We start from the raw sequence: 16,319 nt of genomic DNA, 5'->3' as shown, positions 1-16,319 counted from the left end.
GGTCAGCATGATAACGATTTTATGGGTCACTGAAAAAGTGTATTGACATTTTTGTCACGAACCAGTTAACTAGTACACAAGTTCACCGCAGACGGGTATGTGTTTATGAAAATGGTTATTACGCTTTTCACTGGTTGGTGGCGCAATGTTTCCCGGTCGGGCGGCGTTGTCGTGCACACTTAGCGTAAACCTGTGCAGATACCTGAGCCCGCCAACAAGCGGGCTTTTTTTTGGACGACATTCAGAGAAATCATCATGCTCAATGCAAAACCTACAGTGAAGTTAATTACCGGTAACGCCCCTTATCGGGAAGATCCCGCCGCGGTTTTTCATCAGTTATGCGGCGCACGCCCGTCAACGCTGCTGCTTGAATCTGCGGATATCGACAGCAAGGAAAATTTAAAAAGTCTGATGATCATCGACAGTGCCCTACGTATCAGCGCGCTGGGTAACTGCGTCACTGTGCAGGCCCTGTCTGATAATGGTCGGGCGCTGCTGCCGCTGCTGGACGAGGCGCTTCCCGCCGAAATCAAAAATGAATCGCGCCCTGATGGCCGGGTGTTAACATTTACGACGACCCACGATCAGCAAGATGAAGACTCTCGCTTACGCGCCCTGTCGGTGTTTGATGCCCTGCGTGTGATTCCGCAGTTAGTAAACTCGCCTGCCGATGAGCGCGAAGCCGTGTTCGTTGGCGGCCTGTTTGCCTATGATCTGGTCGCCGGTTTTGAGGACCTGCCGACGCTCAGCAGTGAGCAGCGCTGCCCTGACTACTGTTTCTATCTGGCGGAAACCCTGCTGGTGCTCGATCACCAGGCACACAGTGCCCGCCTGCAGGCCAGCCTGTTCTGTCCGTCCACCCATGAATTCCAGCGTCTGCAAAGCCGTATTGAGCAGTTACACGGACAAATGCTGCAACCTGCACCTGCGTTGCCCGTCAAGCCGGTCGAAACGATGACGCTGACCACCAGCCAGAGCGATGAGGAATACTGTAATGTGGTGAGGAAGATGCAGGATGCTATTCGTATTGGTGAGATCTTCCAGGTCGTGCCATCACGTCGCTTCTCACTGCCCTGCCCGTCGCCGCTGGCCGCTTACGATACGTTAAAACGCAGTAATCCCAGCCCGTATATGTTCTTTATGCAGGATCAGGATTTTTCGCTCTTTGGCGCCTCGCCGGAAAGCTCGCTCAAGTACGACGCCGCCTCACGACAGATCGAAATTTACCCGATTGCCGGAACGCGTCCACGCGGTCGACATGCGGATGGCTCGCTGGACCGCGATCTGGACAGCCGTATCGAACTTGAAATGCGCACCGATCATAAAGAGCTGGCCGAGCACCTGATGCTGGTCGATCTCGCACGCAATGACCTGGCGCGCATTTGTCGTCCCGGAAGCCGCTACGTCGCGGATCTGACCAAGGTTGATCGTTATTCCTTTGTTATGCACCTGGTCTCCCGCGTGGTGGGGACATTGCGTGAGGATCTGGATGTGCTACATGCCTACCGCGCCTGCATGAATATGGGCACGCTGAGCGGCGCACCTAAAGTTCGCGCCATGCAACTGATCGCTGAAGCCGAAGGCACCCGACGCGGTATTTACGGCGGCGCTGTCGGCTATTTCACCGCCAACGGTGATTTGGATACCTGTATTGTGATCCGCTCAGCCTACGTGGAAGACGGCGTGGCCACTGTACAGGCCGGCGCGGGCGTGGTGCTCGATTCTAACCCACAGGCCGAGGCCGATGAAAGCCGCAATAAAGCCCGCGCCGTGCTGCGCGCTATCGCCACTGCTCATCACTGCAAGGAGATCTTCTGATGGCTGACATCCTGCTGCTGGATAACATCGACTCATTTACCTACAACCTTGTCGATCAACTGCGCACCTTTGGGCACAACGTGGTGATTTACCGCAACAACGTACCGGCCGCTTTGCTGACTGAACGTTTGCAGAGCATGGACAATCCTGTCCTGATGCTGTCACCCGGCCCTGGCGCGCCGAAAGACGCGGGCTGTATGCCCGAACTGCTGCGTGCGCTACGCGGAAAGTTACCGATTATCGGGATCTGCCTGGGCCATCAGGCGATTGTGGAAGCGTATGGCGGCCATGTCGGTCAGGCCGGTGAAATTTTGCATGGCAAAGCGTCATCCATTAATCATGACGGCGAGGCGATGTTTGCCGGACTGAGTAATCCTCTTCCCGTTGCCCGTTACCACTCACTGGTGGGCAGCAATACACCAGACGAATTAACGGTCAATGCCAGCTACAACGGCATGGTGATGGCCGTCCGTCATGAACACGATCGGGTTTGCGGATTCCAGTTCCATCCTGAATCCATTTTAACCACTCAGGGCGCACGTCTGCTTGAACAGACACTTGCCTGGGCGCTGGCGAAGTAACAGGGAGAACGCAATGCAACCGATTCTGGAAAAACTTTACCAGTCGCATAGTCTGACGCAGGCAGAAAGCCACCAGCTGTTCAGCGCCATTATTACCGGCCAGCTTGAACCTACCCAACTGGCGGCGGCGTTGGTTGCGATGAAAGTCCGGGGCGAGAACCCGGAGGAAATCGCCGGGGCAGCCTGTGCCTTACTTGAAGATGCTAAACCGTTTCCGCGTCCGGATTATGCGTTCGCCGATATTGTGGGCACCGGCGGGGATGGCAGTAACAGCATTAATATTTCAACCGCCAGTGCCTTTGTCGCCGCTACCTGTGGTCTGAAGGTGGCAAAACATGGCAATCGCAGCGTATCCAGCAAATCGGGGTCATCCGACCTGCTGGCCGCTTTCGGGATTAACCTGGATATGCCCGCTGAGCTGGCGCGGCGCGCACTGGACGATCTGAATGTCTGCTTCCTGTTCGCACCGCAGTACCACACGGGCTTTCGCCATGCTATGCCGGTGCGTCAGCAGTTGAAGACCCGCACGTTGTTTAACGTTCTGGGGCCACTGATCAACCCTGCGCGTCCACCGTTAGCCGTTATTGGCGTGTACAGCCCTGAGCTGGTCTTGCCGATTGCTCAGACGCTGAAAGTATTAGGCTACCAGCGTGCAGCCGTGGTACATGGCGGCGGCATGGATGAGGTTGCCCTGCACGATGTGACACAGGTGGCCGAGCTGCGCGAAGGGGAAATCACCCGCTATCAGTTAAGTCCGGAGGATTTTGGTTTCGGATTCCATCCTAAAGACGCGCTGGCAGGCGGCACGCCCGAAGAAAACCGTGACATTCTGACACGTTTACTCCAGGGTAATGGCGAGCAGGCCCATGAGGAGGCGGTTGCCGTGAATGTGGCCATGCTCCTGAAAGTATTTGGTAATGAAGATCTCCGTGAAAATGCACAGCGTGCGCTTAACGCCATCCGTAGCGGTCAGGCTTATGAGCGCGTGGTGGCTCTGGCATCAAGAGGATAATCATGCAGGGTACAGTGTTAGATAAAATCGTGAAAGACAAAGCCGTCTGGGTTGAAGCGCGTAAGCAGCAGCAACCGCTGGAAAGCTTCCAGCCGCGCATTGTTCCTTCCAGCCGTAGCTTTTATGACGCACTGCAGGGCACCCGCACTGCCTTTATTCTGGAATGCAAAAAGGCTTCGCCTTCAAAAGGGCTGATCCGCGATGATTTCGATCCCGAAATGATCGCCGGGGTGTATCGCCATTATGCTTCTGCCGTTTCGGTATTAACCGACGAAAAATATTTCCAGGGCGACTTTGCCTTTTTGCCCGTCGTCAGTGCTGCGATTACGCAGCCGGTGCTGTGTAAAGACTTTATCATCGACCCTTATCAAATTTATCTGGCGCGTTTTTATCAGGCTGACGCCATCCTGCTGATGCTGTCGGTCGTGGATGATGAGCAGTATCGTCAGCTTTCCGCCATCGCACACAGCCTGCAGATGGGCGTTTTGACTGAAGTCAGCAATGAGCAGGAGCTGGAACGCGCGATTGCGCTGGAAGCCAAAGTGGTCGGCATTAATAACCGCGACCTGCGCGATCTGTCGATTGATCTCAACCGGACGCGTCAGCTTGCGCCGCGCCTGGGGCAAGGTGTGACCGTTATCAGCGAATCGGGCATCAACAATTACCGCGATGTGCGTGAACTGAGTCATTTTGCAAATGGCTTCCTGATTGGTTCGGCATTGATGGAAGAAGAGGATCTTCATGCTGCGGTGCGACGTGTCACCCTGGGCAGCAACAAGGTATGCGGACTGACGCGCCCTGAAGATGCCTGCGCGGCCTGTGATGCCGGCGCTATTTACGGCGGAATTATTTTTGCCGAGGGCTCGCCGCGTCAGGTGGATACCGAGAAAGCACGTGCCGTGATAGCCGGTGCCCCGCTTAACTATGTGGGTGTGTTCCGCAATGCGGCAATAAGTGACATTGTCACTAAAGTGGAATCATTGCAGCTGGCTGCTGTGCAGTTGCATGGCGATGAAGACCACGCTTATGTGGCTGCGCTTTATCAGGCACTGCCTGAACAGGTACAAATCTGGAAAGCGCTCAGCATCAGCGACGCGTTGCCAGAACGTAACTGGCCGCATATTGACCGTTACGTTTTCGATAATGGTCAGGGCGGTTCGGGCCAGACCTTTGACTGGTCGCTGCTACACGGGCAGGACCTGAAGAATGTTCTGCTGGCCGGTGGGCTGAGCGCGGATAACTGTGTGGAAGCCGCACAGTTGGGTTGTGCAGGACTCGATTTTAATTCCGGTGTAGAAAGCGCGCCAGGCATCAAAGATGCCAGCAAAATTGCGGCGGTGTTCCGAACGCTTCGCGCCTACTGACTGGACTGGCCCGCCTGAAGGCGGGCACACAAAAGGATAGATCCATGACTTTACTTAATCCCTATTTCGGCGAGTTTGGCGGCATGTACGTGCCACAAATTCTGATGCCTGCGCTGAAGCAGCTTGAAGAAGCCTTTGTCAGCGCCCAAAAAGACCCTGAGTTTCAGGCTGAATTTACCGACCTGTTGAAAAACTATGCCGGCCGCCCGACAGCCTTAACCCTGTGCGGTAACCTGACCAAAGGCACTCAAACCCGCCTTTACCTGAAACGTGAAGATCTGCTGCACGGCGGCGCGCACAAAACGAACCAGGTACTGGGACAAGCGTTGCTGGCTAAACGGATGGGCAAAAACGAGATTATAGCGGAAACCGGAGCCGGTCAGCATGGTGTGGCTTCAGCCCTGGCCTGTGCGCTGCTGGGCATGAAATGCCGCATCTACATGGGCGCCAAGGATGTTGAGCGTCAGTCACCTAACGTCTTTCGTATGCGCCTGATGGGTGCCGAAGTGATTCCGGTTCATAGCGGTTCCGCCACCCTTAAAGATGCCTGTAACGAGGCGCTGCGTGACTGGTCGGGCAGCTATGAAACCGCCCACTATATGCTGGGCACCGCGGCCGGCCCGCACCCCTTCCCGACCATCGTGCGTGAGTTCCAGCGCATGATCGGTGAAGAGACGAAAAAACAGATTCTGGAAAAAGAAGGACGTCTGCCCGACGCCGTCATCGCCTGCGTCGGCGGCGGCTCCAATGCGATTGGCATGTTTGCCGATTTCATCGAGGAAGAGAGCGTCAAACTGATTGGCGTTGAGCCAGCGGGCCACGGTATCGAAACCGGTGAGCACGGCGCACCGCTGAAACACGGCCGGGTCGGCATCTACTTTGGGATGAAAGCCCCGATGATGCAGACCAGCGAAGGGCAAATCGAAGAGTCCTACTCGATTTCTGCCGGCCTCGATTTCCCGTCAGTCGGCCCTCAGCACGCCCATCTGAACAGCATCGGCCGCGCGGACTATGTTTCCGTCACCGACAATGAAGCGCTGGCAGCCTTTAAAACGCTGTGTCGTGCGGAAGGCATTATCCCTGCGCTTGAATCCGCCCATGCGCTGGCCCATGCGTTAAAAATGGCGAAGGCGGAGCCGGAGAAAGAGCAACTGATTGTGGTGAACCTTTCTGGGCGGGGTGATAAAGATATCTTCACCGTTCACGATATTCTGACTGCGCAGGGAGAAATTTGATGGAACGTTATGATCGACTGTTTACGCGTCTGGCGGCGAAGAAAGAAGGTGCGCTGGTTCCCTTCGTAACTCTGGGTGACCCGTCACCTGCCCTGTCATTACGCATTATCGATGCGCTGGTAGAAGGCGGGGCTGACGCACTTGAACTGGGAATTCCCTTTTCTGATCCTTTAGCAGATGGTCCTACTATTCAAAGTGCAACACTGCGTGCCTTCGCTGGTGGAACGACGACGGCACAGTGTTTTGAAATGCTCGCGGCGATTCGTCAAAAATATCCCGAACTCCCGATAGGTTTACTGATGTATGCCAATCTGGTGTTCAGCAATGGTATTGATGACTTTTATGCGCGTTGTGCCAAAGCGGGGGTCGACTCTGTCCTCGTGGCTGATGTGCCCGTAGAGGAATCGGCACCTTTCCGTCAGGCGGCTATGCGTCACGGTATTGCGCCCATTTTCATCTGCCCACCGAACGCCAGCGATGAACTTCTGCGCGAAATCGCTTCTCACGGTCGCGGTTACACCTATCTGTTATCACGAGCGGGCGTGACGGGTACTGAAAAGCGGGCCAGCCTGCCACTTGATCATCTGATAACCCGCCTGAAGGAATACCATGCAGCCCCGCCGCTACAGGGCTTTGGCATTTCCGAACCTTCCCAGGTAAAAGACTCTCTCGCGGCAGGCACAGCCGGTGCAATTTCAGGTTCCGCTGTTGTGAAAATTATTGAAAAGCATCACGCCGAGCCAGAGGTCATGCTGGACGCATTGAGAACATTTATCCACGATCTCAAAGCCGCCACCCGCTAACAGCCTTCACCTTATGCCTTACCGCCCGGTAAGGCATGATTTCGCTGTTTTTTTTCGCTGTCCGTTTGCCCATTTCGGATTTTCTGCACCACAATTAACAGGCGCCGTTATGGTAACGACGTATCCTATTTGTGACAGGGAGAGAAGCAATGAAATGGTTTAAAGTGCTGGCAAGTGCCATGGTCGCGGCTGTTGTTGCATTAACACTCAGCGCCTGTGCGCCAACGCCAACGAAAGAAGGCACCGGCGGTTACATTGATGACACCGTGATTACCACCAAAGTGAAAGCCGAATTGTTAAAAGATGAGTCGCTGAAATCAACCGAAATCAACGTTGAAACCTTTAAAGGTAAAGTGCAGCTCAGCGGCTTTGTCAGCTCACCACAAATGGCTAACCGTGCCGTTCAGGTGACCCGAAGCGTTGCTGGGGTAAGATCCGTCGTAAATAACATGCAAATTAAATAACGCCGTTTTAAACCCAAAAGGGCCACGCATTGCGTGGCCCTTTTTTCTTCAGAAGCGATAACCTGCGCCAAAGAAGAATACCCAGGGGTCAACACGCATATGAATATTTTGCTGCTGATCGCCCGATTTAAATTTCACGTTCGTATCAATATCCATGTACCACAATGATGCATTCAGCAGCCAGTCACGGTTAATCTGATAATCCAGCCCTACCTGGCCGGCAATGCCCCACGAGTCTTTCACACTGAGATCACTTAATCCCGCATCACGACCGGTCTGATTAAACTTTGCATCGTAAAACGTCGTGTAGTTAATGCCGACGCCGACATAGGGTCGCGCTTTGCTTTGGCTGTCAAAGAAGTAGTACTGTGCCATCAGCGTTGGCGGCAATTGCCGGACCGTCGCCAGCGTGCCCGTTGGGCCAAGGCCAACTTTATGGCGGAACGGTGTGGCGGCCAGTAGCTCGACGCCAATATTGTCTGTCGCCATATAGGTGAACGTTAAACCCAGTTGGGTATCATTACTGGCACTGAATCCGCCCATACCCAGTACGTTATCCGAGCCTTCGTTAGGTCGAACGGTGGCGCTACCTGCGCGAATAAAAAAATCACCTGCCTGGTGGGCCAGTGCCAGTTGAGGTAACGCAAGCGCCAGCAGCATGGCGCATTTAGCCAGTTTCATAGTCACTCCTGTGAGAAAGTAAGGTGCCTGCACTGAATCATTTTTTTGTGCGCACAGGTTTAGCGCGATTTTTTTATAAATGCATCTAAATCAAGACGGGAAAATGATTTAAAAAACAATGGATTGACTCAGATCAATTTTATGCCCGTATCCCGGACACAAATAGTGCTTGCCGAAAAAATGGAGCGGCATTACTTTGCTCATCTCCCCCTGTGATTTTGGTTCGATGCCTTAGAGGTGGCGGGCGATCAAATGAGTGAAACTACAAACCCCTGTATTAGCTGTGGTGCCTGCTGTGCCCACTTCCGCGTCTCGTTTTACTGGGCTGAAGCCGACGATGCGGGCGGCCCCGTTCCCACAGAATTAACGGAACCTTTAAGTCTGATGATGCGAAATATGCGTGGGACGAACGATCGTTCGCCGCGCTGTATTGCGCTTGAAGGGGAAATCGGCCACTGCGTGTCGTGCAGTATTTATGAGAACCGCCCCTCGCCCTGCCGGGAGTTTGCTATGTCCGGCGAAAACGGGATCGGGAATGAAGGCTGCGATCGGGCCCGGGCACGCTATGGCCTTCCCGCACTGTTTCACCCATCTTTACCTGTTATGACAGAAAGTTATCCGGTTGCGGGTGCCAGCGAGCCGCCAGAACATGTACAATCGACGGGTTAATTAACCCGGTTCTTTCAAGGAGTGTACATGTCTATCACGGCAAGCTCGTTATACCGTGACACAGGAAATTTTTTTCGTCATCAACTGATTACCCTGGTGCTGATGTCACTGTTGACCGCGTTTGTCACAGTGATGCTTCTACATGCCTTCACACCGGGTGACGATCAAATGGCGATCCTGCAGCAAGGCGATATCAGCAGTGCCTCGCTGTTTGAAATGGTGCAGAGCATGTCACCCGAACAGCAGCAGGTTCTGCTGCGTGCGTCTGCTGCGGGTACTTTTGCAGGCCTTGTCGGCAATACGCTGCTGTTGGGCGGTATGCTGTGCCTGATTCCGCTGGTATCGTCTGGCCAGCGCGTGAGCGCGCTGCGTGCCATTGGTACAGCCGCGCCTTTATTACCGAAACTGCTGCTGCTGACCTTTTTGATCACCCTGGTCGCCCAACTGGGTTTTATGGTTCTGGTAGTGCCTGGCGTGCTGCTTACCATCGTGCTCTCGTTGTCGCCAATCATTCTGGCAAATGAAAAACTGGGCGTTATCGCCGCCATGCGCGCCAGCATGCGCATGGCCTGGAAAAACGTCAGACTGATTGCGCCAGCCATTATTCTGTGGCTGCTGGCAAAACTGGCAGTGATGTTTTTCTTTACCTCGTTAGTGGTGCTGCCGATGAACGTGTCGACGGTGATTTTCACCGCTATCGGGAATCTGATTTCAACCCTGTTAGTAATTTACCTGTACCGGCTTTATATGCTGTTACGTTGATTGTCCGTGCGCCTTGGGGCGCACTGGCCGGGAATACCGCCTTAACTGGAATGACTATGAAGCAGTTACTCGACTTTCTTCCCCTTGTGGTTTTCTTTATTTTTTATAAGTTGTACGACATCTTCGTCGCCTCAGGAGCCCTGGTTGTCGCGACCGGCCTGGCGCTGGTGGCAAGCTGGGTGCTCTATCGCAAGCTTGAAAAAATGACCATTTTTACGTTTGTGCTGGTGGCGGTGTTTGGCACGCTCACCCTGGTTTTCCATAATGATGAATTTATTAAATGGAAAGTCACGGTGATCTACAGCCTGTTTGCGCTGGCGTTACTGTTCAGCCAGTGGTTTATGAAACAGCCGTTAATTCAGACCATGTTGGGAAAAGAGCTGGAGTTAACCAACACCGTATGGCGCAATCTGAATATTGCCTGGGCCCTCTTCTTTTTATTGTGTGGTCTGGCGAATATCTATGTGGCATTTTGGTTACCTCAGTCAGTCTGGGTTAACTTTAAAGTGTTTGGGCTGACCGGCCTGACGCTACTCTTTACCTTACTGAGTGGGCTCTATATCTGGCGTAAGATGCCGCAACAACAGCAAAAATAAACCTGCTGCCCGTCTGTGCGGGCAGCCTTTCTTTCATTACATAAGAAAACAACGCAATGGACGAAAAACATAAATTGCCCCAGGGCGAAATGGTCATGCGGACGCTCGCGATGCCTGCGGATACTAACGCAAACGGCGACATCTTCGGTGGCTGGTTGATGTCGCAAATGGATATGGGCGGTGCCATTCTGGCAAAAGAAATCGCCGAGGGCCGTGTCGTCACCGTCAGAGTGGATGGTATGACCTTTTTAAAACCCGTCGCGGTCGGCGATGTTGTCAGTTGCTACGCACAGTGCATTCGCACGGGCAACAGCTCAATGACGATCAATGTGCAGGTATGGATTAAGAAAGTGTCGTCTGAGCCTATTGGTCAGACCTATTGCGCAACCGAAGCGGTCTTTATTTATGTTGCGGTGGACAATGAAGGCCATCCCCGTCAGCTGCCTGCGGGACGGGATAATCAGTCAGCCCCTGCCTGAGTGCGGTTCAGCCTGACATCGCAGCCAGGCTGAATCTGAACCGGACCCGGGCGGGTCCGGGCCCGCTTAGCCGACTTCACGTTGCTGAAACGCCTCACAAGCCTTATTCAAGGCTGGCCCCGCCGTTAATTTTAAACACAATATTCATCGTCAGACCGGTACCAGGCTTACCGCTTTGATAGCGCCACGAACGCATGGCCTGTTTGACGCTGCGCTCAAACATGTTGCGCGGTTCCGCCGACAGAATATCAATGTTGTCGACCCGTCCGTCACTGTCCACATCAAATTTCACTCTGACACGGCCTTCTACTCGCAGGGCCGCCGCGCGTGGCGGATAGGCTGGCTTGCTGATATTCAGCGCTTTTGGGCCGGTTGAGGCCGTCTGCGCAGGTGTTGCTGACGGTGTCGCTTTCGGCGCTGTCGCAGGCTTAGTCTGTGTTGCAGGCGCATCCTGCTTAAAGGGGTTGGCCTGGGGCTTCGCTTCCTCACGCGGTTTTACTTCGCGTTTTGGCTGTGTATGTTTGGGCTGGTGCCGCGGTCTGGGTTTTGGCTCAGGTTTGGGTTCCGGTTTGGGAATCGGCACTGGCTCAGCTTTAGGCGGTTTCGGGGCGGGTTTCGGCTCGGCCACAGACTCGGGGGCTGGCTGGGGTTCCGTTTCCGGTTGCGGTTGCGGTTGCGGTTGCGGTGTCGGTTGTGTGATTGCGGGTTCAGGCTGAACCTCGGGCGCGACCATTGTCACACTGATTGGCTGGGATGCTTTGGGTAGTTCTCGGGTTTGATGAAAAGACGCATAGAGAATACCGGCAATGACTGCACCATGGAGCACAACGGACAACATCATGGCGACAGGCGTGCGTTTCGGTAAAGGCATAGTCAGCGTGGTCATAACAATCGCAGTTATCAAATGAGGCCCTGATTTTAAATGCAAATAGCAATCAGTTTCAATAATGACCTTAGTGCCGGGCGAAAAAAGCCCCTTTAGCCTAATATGCTCAGCACGTTATTGACGCAAGGTTTCGTTTGCACTCTACTTAACTATCCCTTACCGTGTTGCAAATTTATAGAGTCAATGGGAGCGCCCTAGTGCTTTACGTCATTTATGCTGAAGATAACGCCGATTCTCTGGAAAAACGCAACGCGGTGCGCCCCGCTCACCTTGCGCGTCTGAAGCTGCTGCATGAAGAAGGCCGTTTGATCGTTGCAGGCCCCATGCCTGCGGTTGACAGTAACGATCCTGGCGTAGCCGGTTTCACCGGCTCCACGGTGATTGCAGAGTTCCCGTCACTGGAAACGGCCCAGGCCTGGGCAGCGGACGATCCCTATATTGCGGCGGGTGTTTACAAACACGTCAGCGTCAAGCCGTTTAAGCGGGTTTTCTGAGCCCGCCGACAACACTGACGCTTCTACAGAGATAGTCTGAATGCATGCCATTATCATGGCCCTGCTGCTGGTCATCACCCTGCTTGTGGGTGGCGCGTTGTATCTGTGGCGAAAGCACGGCTGGCGAAACAAAAAGCACCTGATCGTCATGCTGATTGTACTGGCGGCAGCCGTCCAGTTGGTTAACGTCAACTTATTGATGACCGGACAGTAATTTAACAGCCGCTTCGCGCGGCTGCGTCATCAGAGATTTTGTGTGATAAACAGAATGGAACGACGTTGCTGTTGCGCCAGTTGATGGCGAATCCCGTGGATGCGTTTATAGCGGCGTGACTGCCCTTCCAGCCAGCGCGAACGTCGACGCTGCACCTGACGCAACATTCTCCAGCGGGCCACTTCGTTTCTGCTTCGTCTCATAACTTCCTCTCTGACATCTGACTCACGCGCACGCATTATAGAGATCTCTGCGCTAATGCCAAATCGGATCTCGCATTGACATACCACGATGATTAAGGGTTTCACTCCCTACCATCTCCACGTAAACTTCTCAGATTCAAGCGCGAACAGGATGTCCACTTAATGACGACGTTTTATACGCTTATCAGTTGGTTATTGGTATTTGGTTACTGGTTATTGATTGCGGGTATTACCCTGCGCATTCTGATGAAGCGACGAGCCGTAACCTCGGCAATGGCATGGCTGCTGATTATTTTTATTCTGCCACTGGTTGGCATTATTGCTTATCTGTCGTTTGGTGAATTGCATCTGGGTAAACGCCGGGCTGAACGCGCGCGAACGATGTGGCCCTCTACCGCCCGCTGGCTGAATGATCTTAAAAAGCGTACCGAAATCTTTGCCACCGATTACAGCGATGTCGCGCAGGCGTTATTTCAGTTGTGCAACAACCGTCAGGGCATCGCAGGGGTAAAAGGGAATCAGTTACAGCTGTTGACCAGTTCGGACGATGTAATGAAAGCCCTTATCAGGGATATTCAGCTGGCCCGGCACAATATTGAGATGGTGTTTTATATCTGGAATCCGGGCGGACTGGCGGATGAAGTCGCCGAATCCCTGATGGCCGCGTCGCGGCGCGGTGTTCACTGCCGGCTTATGCTGGATTCCGCAGGCAGCGTCGCCTTCTTCCGCAGCCCGTGGGTCGGGATGATGCGTAATGCGGGTATTGATGTGGTTGAGGCGCTACAGGTCAGCCTGCTGCGTGTCTTTCTGCGTCGTATGGATTTACGTCAGCATCGCAAAATGGTGCTGATTGATAATTATATTGCCTATACCGGCAGCATGAATCTGGTGGACCCGCGCTTTTTTAAGCAGGACGCGGGCGTGGGTCAGTGGGTCGATCTGATGGCGCGTATGGAAGGGCCGGTATCAACCGCCATGGGGATCGTTTACAGCTGTGACTGGGAAATTGAGACCGGCAAGCGTATTCTGCCCCCACCGCCCGACCGCAATATTATGCCGTTCGAACAGGAAAGTGGTCATACCGTTCAGGTGATCGCTTCCGGTCCCGGTTTTCCCGAGGATTTAATTCATCAGGCGTTGCTTACGGCGGTCTACTCTGCCCGCGAACAGCTGATCATGACCACGCCTTATCTGGTGCCCAGTGACGATCTGCTGCATGCCATCTGCACGGCTGCGCTACGTGGCGTCAATGTGAGTCTGGTGGTTCCCCGGCACAACGACTCTTTGCTGGTAAGCTGGGCCAGCCGCTCGTTTTTTAGTGAGCTGCTTGAGGCCGGCGTTAAGATCTACCAGTTTGAAGATGGCCTGCTGCATACCAAAAGCGTGCTGGTCGATGGTCAGTTGAGTTTAGTGGGGACCGTGAATCTCGATATGCGCAGCTTATGGCTGAATTTCGAAATTACACTCGCCGTCGATGATGCCGGATTTGGCAGCGATTTGGCCTGCGTCCAGGACGACTATATTGCCCGTTCGCGTCTGCTTGACGCCAGACGGTGGGCAAAACGTGCCTGGTGGAAGCGGATTGTCGAACGACTGTTTTACTTCTTTAGTCCTTTACTGTAAAACGAGCGAAATTACGAACCGCCCTCAGATAAACGGGACCGAAAATGGATCTGAACAACCGCCTGACAGAAGACGAAACGCTGGAACAGGCCTACGACATTTTTCTTGAACTGGCAGGTGACAACCTTGACCCTGCTGACATTATTCTTTTCAATCTGCAGTTTGAAGAGCGTGGCGGCGCAGAACTGTTTGATCCGGGTGAAGACTGGCAGGAGCACGTGGACTTCGATTTGAACCCCGACTTTTTCTCTGAAGTGGTCATTGGTCTGGGCGAAGCAGACGGCGAACCTATTACCGATGTGTTTGCGCGCGTACTGCTGTGTCGGGAAAAAGATCACAAGCTGTGCCATATTTTGTGGCGTGAATAGTCCTCACCTCGTAACGAAAACGCCGGGCAACAGCCCGGCGTTTTGGTTTAAAGCGGATCCACCTTCAGGCAGGACACCGCATGGCGGAAGCTGCCTTCGAGCAGCGGCCGCGTTTTGGCGCATTCCGGTCCGGCAATCGGGCAGCGGGTGCGGAAAACGCACCCGGATGGCGGATTGATCGGCGACGGTAACTCCCCTTCCAGCAACTGAATCTGCTTATTTTTTTCCAGATCCGGATCGGGAATCGGTACGGCTGACATCAGCGCTTTGGTATAAGGATGCTGCGGATGGGTATACACCTCATCGTAGGTGCCCAGCTCCACCGCGTGGCCCAGATACATCACCAGTACGCGATCCGAGATATGCTTCACCACCGCCAGGTCGTGGGCGATAAAGATCAGCGACAGCCCCATTTCTCGCTGCAGTTGCTGTAGCAGGTTGACCACCTGCGCCTGAATGGACACATCCAGTGCAGAAACCGGTTCATCACAGATGATCAGTTTAGGCTCAAGAATCAATGCACGCGCAATGCCGATACGCTGACACTGACCGCCTGAAAACTCGTGCGGATACCGGTTAATCAGGTTAGGCAACAAGCCCACTTTCATCATCATCGTTTTGACGCGATCTTTGATGTCCTGGCGAGAAAGCTCAGGGTGATAGGTACGTAAGGGCTCGGCGATAATATCGCCGATGGTCATGCGTGGGTTAAGCGAGGCCAGCGGATCCTGAAATATCATCTGGATATCGCTACGCGCCTTACGCCACTCTTCCTCACTCTGCCCCAGCAGGTTACGGCCAAGCCAGGTGACACGGCCTTCCGTGGCTTTCACTAACCCGATAATCGCACGTGCCAGCGTGGATTTACCGCAGCCGGATTCGCCCACCACACCCAGCGTTTCTCCTTCGTACAGACGCAGACTGACGCCATCCACGGCCTTCAGCGTTTTTGGCGGCTGCCAGAACCACTGCTTGTCATCCTTGATGTCGAAATGAACTTTCAGATCGGCAATTTCGAGTAGGACTTTTTTTTCTGCCAGGCTCATACGAGTTCCTCCACCGGCTTAAAGCAGGCGCGTAAGCGCCCTTCTGCAAACGGTAACAGCGGCGGTGCTTTGGAACAGATATCCATGGCATGCGGACAGCGCGGCTGGAACGGACAACCCTGCGGCAGACGCAGCAGGTTTGGTGGATTACCCGGAATGGTGGTCAGGCTTTCACCTTCTGCATCCAGTCTTGGCACCGCATTCAGGAGACCAATAGAGTAGGGGTGAGCCGGCTGATAAAACACATCGCGCGCGCGACCGTATTCCATGGTGCGGCCTGCATACATCACCAGCACTTTATCGCAGATCCCGGCCACAACGCCCAGATCGTGGGTAATCATGATGATCGCCGTATTGAACTCGCGCTTCAGCTCATTCAGCAGCGTCATAATCTGCGCCTGCACCGTAACATCCAGCGCGGTCGTCGGTTCATCCGCAATCAGCAGCTTAGGCCGGCACAGGAGCGCCATCGCGATCATCACGCGCTGACGCATCCCGCCCGAAAACTCATGTGGGTACATCTTCATGCGTTTGCGGGCTTCAGGCATTTTTACCGCGTCCAGCATTTTCACCGACTCTTCAAAGGCCTGAGCGCTGCTCATGCCTTTGTGCAGTTTCAGCACTTCCATTAACTGTTCGCCGACCCGCATATACGGATTCAGTGATGTCATGGGATCCTGAAAAATCATCGCGATTTGTTCAGCGCGCAGCCGGTTTAACTGTTTTTCCGGCAGATTAAGAATCTCTTTACCGTTGAACAACGCAGAGCCGCCAATGCGGCCATTGCTGGCCAGCAGGCCCATCAGCGCAAACGCGGTTTGCGATTTACCCGAGCCTGACTCACCGACAATGCCCAGGGTTTCCCCGGCACGCAGTGAGAAATTGAGATCGTTCACGGCGGTGACATCACCGTCATGGGTGCCGAACGTAACACGTAAGTCTTTCACTTCAAGCAACAGGTCGCTTCCCGCGCGTGCAGCCTGAGCAGGCTGAAATTCATGAATAGTCATCGGGAAACTCC

The 16,319-nt window shown here is 54.0% G+C and carries 18 protein-coding genes, 1 pseudogene and 1 other annotated feature; of the genes and pseudogenes, 14 read left to right on the top strand and 5 right to left on the bottom strand.

Annotated features, from left to right (window positions below; translation table 11 throughout):
- Positions 1–129 precede the first annotated feature (129 nt).
- Positions 130–232: a sequence feature (Trp leader region), on the top strand.
- Between the two features lie 23 nt (positions 233–255).
- The 6 genes and pseudogenes from C1N58_RS07030 (at position 256) to C1N58_RS07005 (ending at position 7,277) form a co-directional block, all read left to right on the top strand.
- Entirely contained in the window at positions 256–1,818 is a 1,563-nt protein-coding gene (locus C1N58_RS07030) for an anthranilate synthase component 1 (protein WP_054633693.1), read from the top strand.
- Positions 1,818–3,411: pseudogene (gene trpD / locus C1N58_RS07025) on the top strand (bifunctional anthranilate synthase glutamate amidotransferase component TrpG/anthranilate phosphoribosyltransferase TrpD). The gene C1N58_RS07030 and the pseudogene trpD overlap by 1 nt, the downstream one beginning before the upstream one ends.
- A 2-nt stretch (positions 3,412–3,413) precedes the next feature.
- A complete protein-coding gene (trpCF, locus tag C1N58_RS07020; protein WP_039342988.1) occupies positions 3,414–4,775 on the top strand; it encodes a bifunctional indole-3-glycerol-phosphate synthase TrpC/phosphoribosylanthranilate isomerase TrpF in 1,362 nt (453 codons plus the stop codon).
- Positions 4,776–4,819: 44 nt separating this feature from the next.
- Complete coding sequence (trpB, locus tag C1N58_RS07015) at positions 4,820–6,010, top strand: tryptophan synthase subunit beta (RefSeq protein ID WP_033741842.1); 1,191 nt, start codon at positions 4,820–4,822, stop codon at positions 6,008–6,010.
- Positions 6,010–6,813 (top strand): tryptophan synthase subunit alpha, encoded by an 804-nt coding sequence (gene trpA, locus C1N58_RS07010; protein WP_033741843.1) that lies wholly within the window; start codon positions 6,010–6,012, stop codon positions 6,811–6,813. The genes trpB and trpA overlap by 1 nt, the downstream gene beginning before the upstream one ends.
- Before the next feature lie 149 nt (positions 6,814–6,962).
- Complete coding sequence (locus C1N58_RS07005) at positions 6,963–7,277, top strand: BON domain-containing protein (RefSeq protein ID WP_006119359.1); 315 nt, start codon at positions 6,963–6,965, stop codon at positions 7,275–7,277.
- A 48-nt stretch (positions 7,278–7,325) separates the two neighbouring features.
- Here the strand turns inward: C1N58_RS07005 and ompW are convergent, their stop codons facing one another.
- Positions 7,326–7,958: an outer membrane protein OmpW gene (gene ompW, locus C1N58_RS07000; protein WP_033741844.1), complete on the bottom strand. Its 633-nt coding sequence runs from the start codon at positions 7,956–7,958 to the stop codon at positions 7,326–7,328.
- Positions 7,959–8,210: 252 nt separating this feature from the next.
- Between ompW and C1N58_RS06995 the strand changes: the two genes are divergently transcribed.
- From C1N58_RS06995 to yciA, 4 genes are read left to right on the top strand one after another with little or no spacing between them, the layout of a single operon-like run.
- Positions 8,211–8,627 (top strand): YkgJ family cysteine cluster protein, encoded by a 417-nt coding sequence (locus C1N58_RS06995; RefSeq protein ID WP_033741845.1) that lies wholly within the window; start codon positions 8,211–8,213, stop codon positions 8,625–8,627.
- Positions 8,628–8,654: 27 nt separating this feature from the next.
- Entirely contained in the window at positions 8,655–9,389 is a 735-nt protein-coding gene (locus tag C1N58_RS06990) for a YciC family protein (protein WP_058708082.1), read from the top strand.
- 56 nt (positions 9,390–9,445) lie between these two features.
- Positions 9,446–9,985, top strand: coding sequence for a septation protein A (locus tag C1N58_RS06985; RefSeq protein ID WP_394550664.1), 540 nt, complete (start codon positions 9,446–9,448; stop codon positions 9,983–9,985).
- Positions 9,986–10,041: 56 nt separating this feature from the next.
- A complete protein-coding gene (gene yciA / locus C1N58_RS06980) occupies positions 10,042–10,464 on the top strand; it encodes an acyl-CoA thioester hydrolase YciA (RefSeq protein WP_033741850.1) in 423 nt (140 codons plus the stop codon).
- A gap of 103 nt (positions 10,465–10,567) precedes the next feature.
- Here the strand turns inward: yciA and tonB are convergent, their stop codons facing one another.
- Complete coding sequence (tonB, locus tag C1N58_RS06975) at positions 10,568–11,350, bottom strand: TonB system transport protein TonB (protein WP_394564726.1); 783 nt, start codon at positions 11,348–11,350, stop codon at positions 10,568–10,570.
- Between the two features lie 197 nt (positions 11,351–11,547).
- Here tonB and C1N58_RS06970 point away from each other — a divergent pair, with 197 nt between their 5' ends.
- Entirely contained in the window at positions 11,548–11,844 is a 297-nt protein-coding gene (locus C1N58_RS06970) for a YciI family protein (protein WP_006119366.1), read from the top strand.
- Positions 11,845–11,884: 40 nt separating this feature from the next.
- Entirely contained in the window at positions 11,885–12,058 is a 174-nt protein-coding gene (locus C1N58_RS06965) for a hypothetical protein (protein ID WP_006119367.1), read from the top strand.
- Positions 12,059–12,087: 29 nt separating this feature from the next.
- On the opposite strand, the gene C1N58_RS06960 is transcribed toward C1N58_RS06965, so the two are convergent.
- Positions 12,088–12,261 (bottom strand): YciY family protein, encoded by a 174-nt coding sequence (locus C1N58_RS06960; RefSeq protein WP_006119368.1) that lies wholly within the window; start codon positions 12,259–12,261, stop codon positions 12,088–12,090.
- 162 nt (positions 12,262–12,423) lie between these two features.
- On the opposite strand from C1N58_RS06960, the gene cls reads away from it, so the two are divergent.
- Together cls and C1N58_RS06950 are read left to right on the top strand one after the other, a co-directional pair.
- A complete protein-coding gene (cls, locus tag C1N58_RS06955; RefSeq protein WP_033741857.1) occupies positions 12,424–13,884 on the top strand; it encodes a cardiolipin synthase in 1,461 nt (486 codons plus the stop codon).
- A gap of 44 nt (positions 13,885–13,928) precedes the next feature.
- On the top strand, positions 13,929–14,252 hold the full coding sequence (locus tag C1N58_RS06950; protein WP_006119371.1) for an HI1450 family dsDNA-mimic protein: 324 nt from the start codon (positions 13,929–13,931) through the stop codon (positions 14,250–14,252).
- A gap of 47 nt (positions 14,253–14,299) precedes the next feature.
- On the opposite strand, the gene oppF is transcribed toward C1N58_RS06950, so the two are convergent.
- Together oppF and C1N58_RS06940 are read right to left on the bottom strand one after the other, a co-directional pair.
- Positions 14,300–15,298, bottom strand: coding sequence for a murein tripeptide/oligopeptide ABC transporter ATP binding protein OppF (gene oppF / locus C1N58_RS06945; protein WP_039343011.1), 999 nt, complete (start codon positions 15,296–15,298; stop codon positions 14,300–14,302).
- A complete protein-coding gene (locus C1N58_RS06940) occupies positions 15,295–16,308 on the bottom strand; it encodes an ABC transporter ATP-binding protein (RefSeq protein WP_006119374.1) in 1,014 nt (337 codons plus the stop codon). Before C1N58_RS06940 ends, oppF begins: the two co-directional genes overlap by 4 nt.
- Between the last annotated feature and the right edge of the window lie 11 nt (positions 16,309–16,319).

The organism is Pantoea sp. SGAir0180 (assembly GCF_043546245.1).
Note: the sequence above shows the minus strand (reverse complement) of the source record. Positions and strands in the feature narration are given on the sequence as shown.